Annotated in this window: 14 protein-coding genes; 8 read left to right on the top strand and 6 right to left on the bottom strand. The window is 70.4% G+C overall.

Annotated features, from left to right (window positions below; translation table 11 throughout):
- Positions 1 to 54 precede the first annotated feature (54 nt).
- Positions 55 to 924 carry an SGNH/GDSL hydrolase family protein gene (locus tag IE307_RS03650; protein ID WP_191295974.1) on the bottom strand — a complete coding sequence of 290 codons (870 nt, stop codon included), beginning with the start codon at positions 922 to 924 and terminating at the stop codon, positions 55 to 57.
- A 105-nt stretch (positions 925 to 1,029) separates the two neighbouring features.
- Positions 1,030 to 2,061, bottom strand: coding sequence for an adenosine deaminase (gene add, locus IE307_RS03655; RefSeq protein ID WP_191295975.1), 1,032 nt, complete (start codon positions 2,059 to 2,061; stop codon positions 1,030 to 1,032).
- Positions 2,062 to 2,250: 189 nt separating this feature from the next.
- On the opposite strand from add, the gene IE307_RS03660 reads away from it, so the two are divergent.
- Positions 2,251 to 2,733, top strand: coding sequence for a nucleotidyltransferase domain-containing protein (locus IE307_RS03660; protein WP_191295976.1), 483 nt, complete (start codon positions 2,251 to 2,253; stop codon positions 2,731 to 2,733).
- A 10-nt stretch (positions 2,734 to 2,743) separates the two neighbouring features.
- Positions 2,744 to 3,466, top strand: a complete 723-nt coding sequence (locus IE307_RS03665) for a class I SAM-dependent DNA methyltransferase (protein ID WP_191295977.1) — start codon at positions 2,744 to 2,746, stop codon at positions 3,464 to 3,466.
- Here IE307_RS03665 and IE307_RS03670 read toward each other — a convergent pair.
- Entirely contained in the window at positions 3,456 to 3,851 is a 396-nt protein-coding gene (locus IE307_RS03670) for a nuclear transport factor 2 family protein (RefSeq protein ID WP_191295978.1), read from the bottom strand. The genes IE307_RS03665 and IE307_RS03670 overlap by 11 nt on opposite strands.
- A 57-nt stretch (positions 3,852 to 3,908) precedes the next feature.
- On the opposite strand from IE307_RS03670, the gene IE307_RS03675 reads away from it, so the two are divergent.
- Both IE307_RS03675 and IE307_RS03680 read left to right on the top strand, forming a co-directional pair.
- Positions 3,909 to 4,481 carry a PadR family transcriptional regulator gene (locus tag IE307_RS03675; protein WP_191295979.1) on the top strand — a complete coding sequence of 191 codons (573 nt, stop codon included), beginning with the start codon at positions 3,909 to 3,911 and terminating at the stop codon, positions 4,479 to 4,481.
- Positions 4,482 to 4,496: 15 nt separating this feature from the next.
- On the top strand, positions 4,497 to 4,805 hold the full coding sequence (locus IE307_RS03680) for a hypothetical protein (protein WP_191295980.1): 309 nt from the start codon (positions 4,497 to 4,499) through the stop codon (positions 4,803 to 4,805).
- Here IE307_RS03680 and IE307_RS03685 read toward each other — a convergent pair.
- Positions 4,802 to 5,194, bottom strand: coding sequence for a GNAT family N-acetyltransferase (locus IE307_RS03685; RefSeq protein ID WP_191295981.1), 393 nt, complete (start codon positions 5,192 to 5,194; stop codon positions 4,802 to 4,804). The genes IE307_RS03680 and IE307_RS03685 overlap by 4 nt on opposite strands.
- A 213-nt stretch (positions 5,195 to 5,407) precedes the next feature.
- Here IE307_RS03685 and IE307_RS03690 point away from each other — a divergent pair, with 213 nt between their 5' ends.
- Complete coding sequence (locus tag IE307_RS03690) at positions 5,408 to 6,427, top strand: YbaB/EbfC family nucleoid-associated protein (protein ID WP_191295982.1); 1,020 nt, start codon at positions 5,408 to 5,410, stop codon at positions 6,425 to 6,427.
- A 220-nt stretch (positions 6,428 to 6,647) separates the two neighbouring features.
- Positions 6,648 to 7,979, top strand: coding sequence for a M28 family peptidase (locus tag IE307_RS03695; protein WP_191295983.1), 1,332 nt, complete (start codon positions 6,648 to 6,650; stop codon positions 7,977 to 7,979).
- Here the strand turns inward: IE307_RS03695 and IE307_RS03700 are convergent.
- Positions 7,976 to 9,955: a putative bifunctional diguanylate cyclase/phosphodiesterase gene (locus tag IE307_RS03700; protein ID WP_191295984.1), complete on the bottom strand. Its 1,980-nt coding sequence runs from the start codon at positions 9,953 to 9,955 to the stop codon at positions 7,976 to 7,978. The genes IE307_RS03695 and IE307_RS03700 overlap by 4 nt on opposite strands.
- A 194-nt stretch (positions 9,956 to 10,149) precedes the next feature.
- Here IE307_RS03700 and IE307_RS03705 point away from each other — a divergent pair, with 194 nt between their 5' ends.
- Positions 10,150 to 11,151: a sugar ABC transporter substrate-binding protein gene (locus IE307_RS03705; RefSeq protein WP_191295985.1), complete on the top strand. Its 1,002-nt coding sequence runs from the start codon at positions 10,150 to 10,152 to the stop codon at positions 11,149 to 11,151.
- Between the two features lie 40 nt (positions 11,152 to 11,191).
- A complete protein-coding gene (locus tag IE307_RS03710) occupies positions 11,192 to 12,619 on the top strand; it encodes an amidohydrolase family protein (protein WP_191295986.1) in 1,428 nt (475 codons plus the stop codon).
- Here IE307_RS03710 and IE307_RS03715 read toward each other — a convergent pair.
- Positions 12,603 to 13,586 (bottom strand): alpha/beta fold hydrolase, encoded by a 984-nt coding sequence (locus IE307_RS03715; protein ID WP_191295987.1) that lies wholly within the window; start codon positions 13,584 to 13,586, stop codon positions 12,603 to 12,605. The genes IE307_RS03710 and IE307_RS03715 overlap by 17 nt on opposite strands.
- Between the last annotated feature and the right edge of the window lie 57 nt (positions 13,587 to 13,643).

The raw sequence follows: 13,643 nt of genomic DNA on the forward strand, positions 1-13,643 counted from the left end.
AGACGGTTGCTTCCGCTGCGCCGATGGGCGGGGCGGAAGCAACCGTCGGTGAACCTAGGCCCGGACGAGCGAGGCCAGAGCCGTCTGACCCTCGACGTTCGGGTGGAACACGGCCTCCGGCCCCTCTTGGCCCGGTGCCAGCGCGTCGAACCCGCGCAGGAACGGGGTGCCCGACTCGCACAGCGCGTGGCCGTCGAACGTGCCGGGGCGGGAGAACGGGCTGGCGAACGTGGCGTTGACGCCGCTGTGGCGCGCCTTGGCCACGGCGGAGCGCAGGGTGGCGTCGATGCCGTCGGCCACCTTGTTGCCCTCACTGCGTTCGGCGGTGGTGAGAATGCCTTCACCGCAGATCGGGTCGAGCGGGACACCCGCCGGGTTGTCCGAAGTGGACACCTGACGGCCGTAGCCCACGACGACGACCCGCGCGTGCGGGCTGCGCTTGCGGATCTCGGTGAGCAGACCCGTGACGTTGGTGCCCATCTGCGGCAGCCTGGCCAGGATCGCCTCGGTCGGAGCACCCGTGCAGTCGGCCTGGACGCAGATGCCGCCGTACGTCGCGTAATCGATGTCGTTGGTGCCCACGGTGAGCAGCACCAGGTTCGTGCCGCGCTCCAAGGCGTCCAGCTGGGCCGGGCGGTCTTTGAACGGCTGTGCGAGGTCCGCGGTGGCCGCGCCGCTGCAGCTCACGTTGGTGAACGAGCCCAGCCTGCCTGCCTCGCGCAGGCGAGCGGCCACCTGCTCGCCGTAGGAGTTGCCGCTGCGCCAGCAGTTGCCGGCGGTTCCGTCCTGATAGGACCCCGCGCCGGTGCCGGAGGCGTACGAGTCGCCGAGCACCACGAGCGAGGTGGAACCGGTCGCGTTCGCCGCGGGAGCGACCCCCAACGCGACCAGAAGTGCTGATAGGACAACGATGTATCTTTTCATCGGACCCCCGGTGTGGAATGACGTTCCGCCGCCATCGTGCCCGAACCACCGGGTCGTGCGCCGCCAAACGAGACGCGGTCGCCACCACGACCTCGGGGGTTCTCCTCAGAGGGCCGTGGAATCGGCACCCGCGGACCCGCCGGTCACGACCTCCGCGATCTCCGCGAGCAACGCCGTCTTGCGGTCGTTGGGCAGGAACGAGGCCAGCACGGCGTTCTCGGCCAGCCTCGCGACCTCCGCAGGCCCGAGGCCGCACGCGGTGGACACCGCCAGGTACTCGCCCTCCAGGGTGGCGCCGAAGAACGGCGGGTCGTCGGTGTTCACCGTGACCACGACCCCCGCGGCGAGCATCTGCCGCACCGGATGCGTCTCGACGGACGCCACCTGCCGGGTGCGGACGTTGGACGTGGGGCACACCTCCAGCGGGATGCCCTTGAGCACCAGGTGTTCCACGAGGGCCGGGTCCCGCAGGCAGCTCGTGCCGTGGCCGATCCGCTCGGCGCGCAGGTCCCGGACCGCCGACCAGATGGTCTCCGGTCCGGTGGTCTCGCCCGCGTGCGGGACGCTGTGCAGTCCCGCATCCCTCGCGGCGTCGAAGAAAGGGGCGAACTGGGCGCGGGCCACGCCGGCCTCGGGGCCGCCCAGTCCGAAGGAGACGAGGCCGCCGGGGCGTTCGGACAGGCAGAACGCCAGCGTCTCCCTGCCGGCCGCCAGTCCTTTCTCGCCGGGGATGTCGAAACACCAGGCGAGTTCGACGCCCAGGGCCGCGGCGGCGGCACGGCCGGAGTCGAGGCCCGCGAGCAGGTCGTCAGCGGACATGCCGTCCGCCAGGTGGTTGTACGGCGTCACCGTGACCTCGGCGTACCGGACGTTCTGCCGCGCCAGTTCGCGGGCGAGGCCGACGACGAGGGTGTGGACGTCGTCGCGACCCTTCAGCATCGACTGGACCGCCCAGAACACCTCGAGGAAGTGGTCGAAGTCCCGGAACGCGTAGAAGCGCTCCAGTTCCGCGCGCTCGGCCGGCACGCCGGACTCCGGGTGGCGGCGGGCGAGTTCCAGGACGGTGTCGAGGCCTGCCGAGCCGACGAGGTGGACGTGCAGCTCGACCTTGGGCAGGGTGTGGATGAACGAACGCATGGCGAAGCTCCCCGGTGTGACGCGAAGGTGAGAGGTGTGGCGGAGGAGCGCGACGACTCAGGGAGCGAGGTCGCCGCGTTCGGTGTCAGCGCCGTAAAGCGGCAGCTTGAAGTCCGGCACGCCCTCAAGCTAGCAGCACCGGGTGAAACGCGGTGGCGGCATTTTCGCTTGCGTTGCAGGCTGTAGGACGTGACCGGTGAGGACGTGCTCGAGATCTTGGCCGCGCTCGAAGAGTTCGACGTCCGCATCGGCGGGGGCTGGGGCGTCGACGCGCTGGTGGGCACGCAGACCCGCCCGCACGGCGACCTGGACCTCATGCACCGCGAAGAGCAGGAACCGCGGGTCCTCGAAGCGCTGACAGCGCTCGGGTTCACCGAGACGCTCTCGTGGCGCCCGGTCCGGTTCGTGCTCAGCGATCCCGCGGGACGTGAGATCGACCTGCACCCGTTGCGCTACGCCGAGGACGGCAGTGCCGAGCAGTCCTCGCTGACGCCCGGCGAGCCGTTCCACTACCCCGCCTCGTGCTTCGTCACGGGCACGGTCCTGGGCACGAAGGTGCGTTGTCTGTCCGTCGAGCAGCAGCTGTTCTTCCACCAGGGCTACGAGCCGCGTGAGCAGGACGTTCACGACCTGGCCCTGCTGCGCGGAAAACTCGGTGGCCACGGGGTCTAGCGTCGGAGTCGTGAAGGGATTCGACCCGAGTTTCAGTCCTGCGGCAGCGAAGACCTACGACGACGAACCCCGTGGCGACGAGGCCGAGACCGTCCGCTTCCTCGCGGCGTTCGGCACGAACGCGCTCGAGTTCGCGATCGGCACCGGCCGTGTCGCATTGCCGCTCGTGGAGAGCGGCGTCGCGGTCGACGGCATCGAGCTGTCACCGCACATGGTCGCGCGCCTGCGCGAGAAACCCGGTGGCGCGGACGTGGACGTGACCATGGGAGACATGTCCCAGGCCGGCACCGGCCGGACGTACGACCTGGTGTACCTGGTCTACAACACGATCACGAACCTGCTCACCCAGGACGACCAGGTCCGCTGCTTCGAGAACGCGGCGCGCCACCTCACCCCGGACGGCGTGTTCGTCGTCGAGTGCGGCCTGCCGAGCTGGGTGGCGCGGCCACGCCACAACTACGTCGACGTCGAGGCCGTGGAGGTGGACCACGTCCGGCTCGACGTCAACCGGTACGACCCGGCCACCCAGATCCTCGACGAGAACCACGTGCACATCGGCGAGGACGGCATCCGGTTCGGCCCCATCAAGACCCGGCAGGCCTACCCCAGCGAGTTCGACCTCATGGCGCGGATCGCGGGGCTGCGGCTGCGCGAGCGGCACGGCGGGTGGAACGGCGAGCCGTTCACCGCAGACAGCAAGCGGCACGTGAGCGTGTACGAGATCAGGAGTTGAACGACTCCATCGCCTCGGCCTTGATCTGTTCGAACTGGGCGGCCATCGCCTCGGACAGGGCCTGGGCGCCGGACAGCGGGCGCACCATGACGGTGAACTCGTCGATCAGCCCGTTCTCGTCGAGGTGCAGGAAGTCGCAGCCCTGGACCTCCTTGCCGTTCACCTCGGTCCGGAACACCAGAGCGTGGTTCTGACCGTCGATGATCTCGCGCTCGTAGCGGAAGTTCTCGAACACCCGCATGACACCGCGCAGGATCGCCGCGGTGAGGGGCTTGCCGGGGTACGGCGCGAACGCGACGGGGCTGGTGAACACGACGTTGTCGGCCAGGCACGCCGCCATGGCCTCGGTGTCGCGTGCCTCGACTGCCTTGCGGAATGCGTTCACGGCACGTCCTCACATACTCAACTTGTTGACTAGGTGGACGCACCGTAACCTGCTGCTATGTCGCTGCGCAACGCCGTGATGGCCGCCCTGCTCGACGGGGAGTCCTCCGGGTACGACCTGGCCAAGGTGTTCGACGCGTCCGTGGCGAACTTCTGGATCTGCACGCCGCAGCAGCTCTACCGCGAGCTCGACAGGATGGAGGCGGACGGGCTGATCTCCGCCAGGACGGTCGAGCAGGAACGCAGGCCGACCAAGCGGCTCTTCGCCCTGACCCCCGAGGGGCGCGAGGAGCTGACGAGGTTCACGGCCGCGCGGCACAAGCCCACCGCGATCCGGGACGAGCTGCTGGTCGCGGTGCTGGCGGCGGACTCGGGTGACGTCGAGGCGGTGAAGGCCTCGATCCGGGAGCGCAAGCAGTGGGCCGAGGCGAAGGTCGAGCGCTACGAACGCCTGCGGGCCAAGCTGCTCGACGGCCTGCCGGAAGAGGAGTTCCTCGCCACGGCCGAGCGGGTCGGGCCGTACCTGACGTTGTTGCGCGGCTTGTCGTTCGAGCGGGACAACGCGCGGTGGTGTGCGCGGAGCCTCACCGTGCTGGAGCGGCGTGGTGCGCGGCTCGACGCGGCCAAGTGAGGTTGAATCGTTTCCATGAACGGCATTTCGCTCTTGCAGGAGGCACTCAGCGGGCCCGCGGCAGAGGCGCGCAACCGGTTCGCGGGGCGGCTCAACGGTTACCTCGACGGGTCCGACGTCGTGCACGCCGTGCGGTTGCAGGGCTGGCTCGGCCTGGAGGTGCCCGGCCCCGGCTGCCACGTCGGCACGGGCAGCTGGGACTTCACCCGCTTCAAGGCGACGACCTCACCGGTGACGTGCGGGCGCTGCCGTTCCGCCGGACTGCTCACGAGCTCGTTCACCGGCGGCCCGCACCAGCAGACGCTGGACCTCGAGGGCATCTAGAGCGCGGCGCGGTTGCGCAGCCCCATCCCGGTCAGCGCGGACATGCCGAGGCGCTCGTAGTACGGCCGCAGCGCGTCGTCACACGTCAGGTCCACCGAGTACAGGTGCGCGGCCTCGGCCACGATCCGCCGCATCAGCTCGGTGCCGATGCCCTGGCCCTGGAACGACGGCCGCACCTCCAGCCACGGGATGAACGCCGTCAGCACGCCGTCGCTGATCATGTTCACGAAGCCGGCGACCTCGCCGCCGGACCGGGCGATCACGGCGCGGTAGCTCCCGCGCAGCACGGCGAGGTGCTGGGCGGGCGACGGCGGCACGGGCCAGCCGACGAAGAACCCGGTGAGATCGGCCTCGGTCAGGCCACTGAGATCGGTGCTGTACGAGATCACCTCCGCATTCAACCAACTTCCCGCGATGCGCGCGAAATCTTTTGGTCACAACGAATCGATGTCCACACAGACCCCGGACCCGTTCTGTCCACAGTGGACAACCCTTGCGTGATCTGGACATTTACGGCATATTTACGGGCAGGTGAGCCGGGAAGTCTGGTCGGCCCGCACGTCACACCAGGTGGCGGCGGAAAGCTGACGAGGGGTGCCCAGATGACGCTCATCCCCCACGCCATCCCCCTGATCAACGATCCCCAGGTCGTGCACGCGCTGGCATCGCGCTGGCGCCGCACCAGGACGTTGCTGCTCCTCTCCGCCGGTGTGCTGCCCGTCGCGATCGGCATCGTCTGCGTCGTGCTCGCCGGGATGACCTCGGCCGGTCAGCAGGTCATGCCGTGGTGGTCGGCGATTCCCGCCGTCGCCGCGGCGGCGTGCGCGTGGGCGTTGCTGACGTGGTTGCGCCGCAACGGGTTGAGCGACCCGCACTCGTGGCTGCCCGCCACCACCCTGATGACCGGCGCCCAGCTCGTGCTCGGCGTGCTGCCCGGCTCGGGCATCGCGCTGCGGCTCAGCCCCGGCGCGGCGATCGCGGTGAAGGCGTTGTGCGCGGCCGGGGTGCTCGGCGCGGGCTCCGCGACCGCGCTCGCCCGGCTGGCCCACCGCTCACTGCTCTCCTCGCCCGTCCTCGAACTCGGCTCGACGGCGTTCCCGCTGGTGCTGGCCGACCGCGGCACCCGCCTGGTGATCGGCACCGACCGCGTCGACTGGACCACGCGGCACGGTTCCCGCGTCGACGCCGGGGTCTCGTTCGCGCGCCTGCTCCGGGTCACGGCCCACGCGCACGCGATCGCCCTGCACACCGCGTCCGGCTCGTGGACGGTCCCGGTGTCCGACCCCGCGGCCACACAGGCGTTGCTGCGCCGCCGGATCGCGTGGTGGGAGGAGCGCCGCGACGCCGCCGCCGAACGCGAGCAGCGCCGCTACCTCGACCTGGTCACGCTGCTCGCGGCGGTCAGCGGTGAGGCCACGCGCGGCGGCATCAGCGTCACCGTCGACTCGAACGGGCTCACGACCGGCATCACGCTGAGCCCCGAGGTCCGCGAACTCGAACCGGAGGTGCTCGCGGCGCAGCTGATGGCGTGCGTGCAGAAGGCACGGGCGAACGCGCGCAAGCAGGTGCAGGACCTCGTGATCGAACACTCCGACGACTACATCGTGAAAGCCAGCCACTAGTGGCTGTATCAAGGTCCATGTTCGCGACAGCCGGGCCCGACGCGGCCCCTGGCGGCACGGCCGGACGGCCCACGTACAACACCGGTACGCGGGCCGTCCGGCCGCACCGCCAGGAACCACCTCAGGCGCGGCTCTCATCGAACGGGACCTCGATACAGCCACTAGTCGGTTGTCGCACCCCCATCGCCCTGCCTACGTTCGCCCTGGAGAACTTCGGGAGATGGGGGACGACTTGCGCAGACGTGACTTCTTCGCAGCGGCGGCCGGGGTGGCCGCTGTCGTGGCCAATCCGGCGAGCGCGCTCGCGGCCAACGAGCAGAGGCCGGGCGCCTCGCACCTGCCGAACCTCGACCTCGGCGACTTCCCCGTCTTGGCAAGGGTTCGGGCCCGCCGGGCGCTGGAGCACCTGAAGGTGCTGAGCGACAAGATCGGGCCGCGCATCGGCGGCACCGCGTCCGAGCATCGGGCGCGCGACTACCTCGTCCGTGAGCTCAAGGCGTTGCGGTACCAGGTGACGACGCAGCCGTTCACCGTGCCGGACAAGTACCTCGCCGAGGTCAACGGCAAGTGGCAGGCGGGCGCGTCCCGCTTCGGCAAGCTCGGCGTCGCCGTCAAGGCCCCGTTCGTCGAGGTAGTCGACGGCCAGCTGCCGGACCTGACCGGCAAGATCGCGTTCTACGTCAACGCCCCCGCCGGTTCCGCGCCCACGCACGCGGCGGTCGAACGCGGTGCGGTGGCGGTCGTCCTCGGCCGGATCTCCGCCACGGCGAGCAAGTCGAGCGCGTTCTCCCCCACCCTCGACCGCGACGTCGCCGTGCCGGTGATCGGTCTGGCCCAAGTGCACACCGAGAAGCTGCGGGCCCAGGGCACGGGCGAGCTGACGATCAACACCGTCCACCACCCGAACCTGACCTCCTACAACGTGATCGCGGACCGGCCGGGGACGTTCCCGTGGCGCGACAACGGGGTCGTGATGGTCACCGCGCACTACGACACCGTGCCGGGTTCGCCGGGCGCCAACGACGACGGCAGCGGCACGGTGCTGTGCCTGGAGCTGGCGCGGGTTCTGCGCCACCTGCCGACGCACAAGGCGTTGCGGTTCGCGCTGTGGGGCTCCGAGGAACAGGGCCTGCTCGGGTCGCGGCACTACGTCTCGCAGCTCCCGCCCGAGGAGATCGCGCGGATCAAGGGCGTGTTCCAGAACGACATGGTCGCCACGAGCCACGACCCGGCGACGGCGTACTGGCTGTTGTCCGTGGACGGCGCCGACAACGCGACGACGGCCGGTGTGCGCGCGGCGGCGCAACGGCTCGGCTACGACCCGAGGGTGCACGGACCGGTGGCGCGCGGGTCGAGCGACCACGTGCCGTTTCACGAGAAGGGCATGGCGTCGGCGAACTTCAGCTGGCGCGGTGAGGGCGGACCGGCACAGCTGGAGCCGATCTACCACACGCCGGAGGACACGATCCGCGACAACATCAGCCTGGAACGGCTGCAGGTGTCGCTGGAGCTGATCGGGGCGGCGGCGTACCGGCTCGCCACCCAGCGCTAGGAGGTCGGCACCACGACGCGGGCGCGGTCGGCGCGTTGCGCGTCCGGCCCCCGCAGCCACGCGGCGAACTCGTCCGCCGGCAGCGGTTTGCTCAGGCAGTACCCCTGCACGATGTCGCAGCCCAGGGCGGCGAGGACGGCCCACGTCTCCTCGTCCTCGACGCCCTCGGCCACGACCTCCAGCTCCAGGTTGTGCGCGAGCCCCAGCAACGAGCGGGTGATCGCGCCGCTGGACGAGTCCGTGCGCATGTTCGTGGTGAACGAGCGGTCGATCTTCATCTCGTGCACCGGCATCGTGCGCAGGTAGGCGATGGACGAGTAGCCGGTGCCGAAGTCGTCGATCGACAGCCGCACGCCCAGGTCCCGCAACCGCGTCAGCACGTCGCTCGCGCGGTGCGGGTCGGCGATGATCGCGCTTTCGGTGATCTCCAGGGTCAGCACCCGCGCCGGCCGGCCGTGGTGCTCCAGCAGCGCGGCGACCTGCTCGGGGAACGTCCTGTCGTGCAGGCACTGCGCGCCGACGTTGACCGAGACCGGCACCTCCCAGCCGCTGAGGTGCCAGGCGTGGCACTGGGCCAGCGCGTGGTCGAGCACGTACTGCGTGAGCGGCTCGATCAGGCCGGTCTCCTCGGCGGCCGGGATGAACCTGTCCGGGCCGAGCAGGCCGAGGCGCGGGTGCTGCCAGCGGCACAGGACCTCGGCGCCGCAGACCGTGCCGGTGCGCAGGTCGGCCTTCGGCTGGTAGTGCAGGACGAGCTCGGCCTGGTCGATGGCGCGGCGCAGGTCGCTGATCACGGTGAGCTGGGCGGCGCCGTGCCGGTCGAGGCCCGGTTCGTAGACCGACGTGCCGAGCCGGGCGCGCTTGGCCGCGTACATGGCGATGTCCGCGTGCTTGAGCAGTTCGTGCGCGTCGGCGGAGTCGGTCGGGTACAGCGCGACGCCGATGCTGCAGCCCACGTCGACGGAGAGCCCGTCCAGGTCGACCGATTCGGCCAGTGCGCGGTGCACGCGTTCGGCGACGATCAGGGCGTTCGCGGACGTGCTCACCGACGGCAGCAGGACCGCGAACTCGTCGCCGCCCAGCCTGGCGACCGTGTCGATGCCGCGCACGGCCCCCGTCAGGCGGTTGGCGACGAGCTGCAGCAGCTTGTCTCCGAACGCGTGCCCGAGGGTGTCGTTGATCGGCTTGAAGCGGTTGAGGTCGATCAGGAACAGGCCGAGCGGGTCGCCGGTCTGGTTGCTGCGGCGGATGGCCTGCTCGGTGTGCTGGGTGAGCAGCGTGCGGTTGGCGAGGCCGGTCAACGCGTCGTGCATCGCCTCGTGCTCGCTCTTGGCCGCCTGGCGGAGGATCTTGCGGCGGTGGCCGAGCAGGACCACGCCGCACAGCCCCACGAGTCCGAGGTCGACGGCGAACGCGATGAGCGCGGCGAGGCGCAGGTTGCCGTTGCGCTGTTCCGCGGCACGCAGGTGGTCCGTGGTCTCCAGGCGTTTGAGCTGCACGACCGTGGAGAGCTGCTTGCGCAACGACACCAGCGTGAGCTCGGCCTGGTAGGCGTTCTGCAACGACGCGGTGGTCTCGCCCCGGTCGCCGGCCGCGACCGTCTCGCGCAGCAGACCGCTGTAGTCGCCGTAGAGGTCGCTGACGATGGTGGCGGCGCGGACGTCGGCGGGACCGCCGTGGTCGCGCAGCCAGCGCAGGGTCTCGTCGGCCACGCCGGTGGCGTTCGCGACGGGCTGGCGCATCACCTTCGTCCCGGACCTGACGTAGTCGGTGAGGGCGTGGTCGGCGACGTCGACGTTCTGGACGACGAGACCCCAGCGGTCGCTGATCTCGTTGAGCTCGTGCAGGTGCGTGGCGGCTTGCTGCATGCTGAGGCTCGTCCACAGCGCGAGGCCCGCCAGCGCGGCGAGACCGACAGTCAGGCTGACGACCGTCGTCTGCACGGTGGTGCGGGTCTCGACCCAGTTGGACAGCATCTATTGGCGCCTCACGTGGACATCGCTTTCCTGCGAAGGGACTATTGGTACGCAGCCAAAGGATTCCACGCAAGCCGACACAGCGGTCCGATGTGCACTAGCCTTGGCCGCTTTCCCGGATCGACTGATGGGTCTTCTCCATGGTTCGCGCTGTCCGTGCCTTCCTGCCTGCGGTTTTGCTCGCGGTGGCGGGGGTGAGCGGATGCGGGGCTGCCAAGACGTCCGATGACCCGCCCACAATCGGGTTCCTCGCGCAGAACAACAGCCGCGACTTCTCCAAGGAGATGAGCGAGGGTTTCCGCGCCGGCGTGTCGATCGCGGGCGGGGTCAGGGCCGAGATCACCGGACCGGACACGCACGACGGTCTCAAGCAGGTCGAACTGCTGAAGGACCTCGCCACGCGGGCCAAGGCGGGCATCGGCGTGTCGGCGGTCGCGCCGGAGATCGTGGCGGAGCCGATGGCCCAGGTCATCGGGGAGGGCATCCCGGTGATGGCGGTCGCCGGCGGCCAAGTCGCGCCGGGCAGCGGCGTCAAGCTCATGATCGAGAACGACGGCTTCGAGCTCGGCACGCTCCTCGCGGACGCGGCGGCCGACCGGTTGCCGGCGGACACCACGGGCAAGATCGTGATCGGCAGCAACTCCCCCGCCATGCCCGCGCTCGACCAGCGGGTGCTGGGGATGCGGGCCCGTCTCGCGGAACGGCTGCCGAAGCTGCAGGTCATCGGCCCGCTCGACACCGGCCGCGACCTCACGACGAACCTCGCGACCTGGCAGCGGCTCGCCGACGCGAACCCGGACGCCCTCGCGCTGCTGGGCGCCGGTGACGTGGACGCGATCAACCTCGCGGCCGTGCACGCGGAGAAGAACGCGAAGTGGCTGGCAGCGGCGTTCAGCATCGACCCGAAGGCGTTGCAGGGCGTCAAGGAGGGCCACCTGTTCGCGACGATCTCCGCCGAGCACTTCCTCAAGGGCGCGGTGGCCGGGTGGATGCTCGCGCAGCACGCCAAGAGCGGCAGGGCCCTGCCCGAGGGCTGGTTCGTGGCGCCCGGTCTGCTGGTGCAGGCCTCCAACGTGGACGAGATCATCGGCCGCCAGGCGAGCGAGGCCACCCGGCTGGAGGCCGCGCGGCCTCAGATCGACGCCCTCACCACGAACTCGATGAAGTACCTGCGGCCACTGGACCAGGCGCGCTGAGCTGGGTGAGCATGGCGGCACCCCTGCCTTTGGAGGCCGCATGATCAACCGACGGACCCTCACCAAATCCCTCGGCGTGGCACTGGCCGCGACCGCCACCGGTGGTGTCGCGAGCGCCGACACGACCTCGGACACACGCCGGAACCGGTACCTGATCCGCAACGGCGCCGTGGTCACCGCGGATCCCGCGCTGGGGGTCTTACCGCGCGCGGACGTCCTGGTCGACGACGGCAGGATCGTCGCGGTCGGGCGTGAGGTGACCGCGCGGGGCGCCAAGGTCGTCGACGCCTCGGACATGATCGTCATGCCCGGTTTCGTCAACACCCACTTCCACATGTGGAGCGCGCTGGGCCGCAACTTCGTGGCCGACGGCTTCCCGTACTTCGCGGCGAAGCGGGCGACCTCCACGCTGTACTCGGCCGAGGACGTCTACCGCAGCGTGCTGCTCGGGCTCGCGGAACTGGCGAACGCGGGCGTGACCACCGTGCACAACTGGTCGAACAACACCCGCTCCCCCGCGCACGCCGACGCGGAACTCCGTGCGCACCGCGACGGTCTGCTGCGCGCACGGTTCTCCTACGGCCACGTCGACCAGATGTCGCGGGACGCGCCGATGGACTTCACCGACGTGGATCGCGTGCGGCAGCAGTACTTCGCGGGCGGCACGGCGTTCGACGGGCTGGTGCACCTCGGTGTGGCCGTGCGCGGTCTGTCGCAGAGCGCCGAGCCCGCGTTCTTCGCGGACATGGACGCCGTGGTGGGCCGCGGTCTGCCGGTCGCGATCCACGCGGGCCAGGCACCGCCCCGGATCGTGGACGCGGCGGACTACGAACGGCGGGGCTGGCTCGGGCCCAGGACGTTGCTGTGCCACTACGTCACGGCTTCCGACAGCGACATGGAGATCATGGCGCGGACCGGCACACCGCTGTCCTGGTCCCCGCACTCGGAGTTCCGGCTCGGGACCGCCGGCGATCCGCGGGACGCGCTGCTGCGGTTCCGCAGGGCCGGGGTGCCGGTGTCGCTGTCGTCGGACGCCACCTCCATCGCGCCGTCGGACATGTTCGAGGCGATGAGGCTCGTCTGGAACACCGGGATCCCCTGGGCCGGCACGCCTTCCGCCGGCCTGCCCGAGGTCGGGTTCCGCGACGTGCTGCAGATGGCGACCCTGAACGGCGCCCGCGCGCTCGGCCTCGGCGACGTCACCGGGTCGATCACCGCCGGCAAGCGCGCGGACGTGATCCTCGTGCGCGCCAACGACATCAACCTCGCGCCGGGCGGGTTGTTCGAGACAACACTCGTGCAGGCGGCGACCGCGGCCAACGTCGACACGGTCTTCTCCGACGGCCGGATCGTCAAGCGCGGCGGCCGCCTGGTGGCCTACGACGTCGACCGGATCGTGCGGGACGCGCGGACCTCCTCGCTGCGCATCCGCACGTCCGCAGGCGGGATCCTCACGCCCCCGAGCTGATGTCGAGCACGGCCTCGGTGAACGCCGCCGGGGCCTCCTGCGGCACGTTGTGCCCGATGCCGTCGAGGATCCGGTGCTCGTAGCGGCCGCTGAACTGCTTGCGGTACGCCATTCCGTCCTTGTTGGGTCCGTCGAAGTCGCTGGCGATCGTGATGGTGGGGACGCTGATCACCGGCTTGGCCTGCAGCCTGCGCTCGAGCCCGTCGTAGCGGTGCTCGCCCTGCGCGAGCCGCAGGCGCCAGCGGTAGTTGTGGACGACGATCGCGACGTGGTCGGGGTTCTTCCAGGCCGCGGCGCTCTGGGCGTAGGTGGCCTCGTCGAAGTTCCACTGCGGCGAGGCCAGCTTCCAGATGAGCTTGTTGAACTCGTAGGAGTTCTGCTCGTAGCCCTTCACCCCGCGCTCCGTCGCGAAGTAGTACTGGTACCACCAGCCGAGTTCGGCCTGCGGTGACAGCGGTTCCTGGTTCTGCGCCAGGTTGACCACCAGGTACCCGCTCACCGACACGAGAGCCGTGACCCGTTCCGGCCACAGCGCCGCGGTGATGCAGGCGGTCCGCGCGCCCCAGTCGAACCCGGCCACGGTCGCCTTGCGGATCTTCAGCGCGTCCATGAACGCGATGACGTCGGCGGCGATGGCGGACTGCTGGCCGTTGCGCTGGGTGTGCGCGTGCAGGAACCGGGTCGGGCCGTAGCCGCGCAGGTACGGGATGAGCACCCGGTGCCCCTTCGCCGCCAGGGCCGGTGCCACGTCGACGAAGCTGTGGACGTCGTACGGCCAGCCGTGCAGCAGGATCGTGACGGGACCGTCCGCCGGGCCGATCTCCACGTAGCCGACGTCCAGCAGGCCGGCCCTGACCTGCTTGACCGGGCCCCAGGCCGGCTGGGAGGCGTGGGCGGTCGCGGTGACGAGGGGTGCCGCGAGGCCGGCCACGGCCAGCGCCTGGGAGAACTGTCGCCTGCTGATCATGGGGCTGACGCTAGGGGTGCCGCGGCCGGGCTCGCGAGCGTCAGGTGACGGTGCCGG

This window comes from Lentzea cavernae (assembly GCF_014653695.1).
Taxonomy (GTDB): domain Bacteria; phylum Actinomycetota; class Actinomycetes; order Mycobacteriales; family Pseudonocardiaceae; genus Lentzea; species Lentzea cavernae.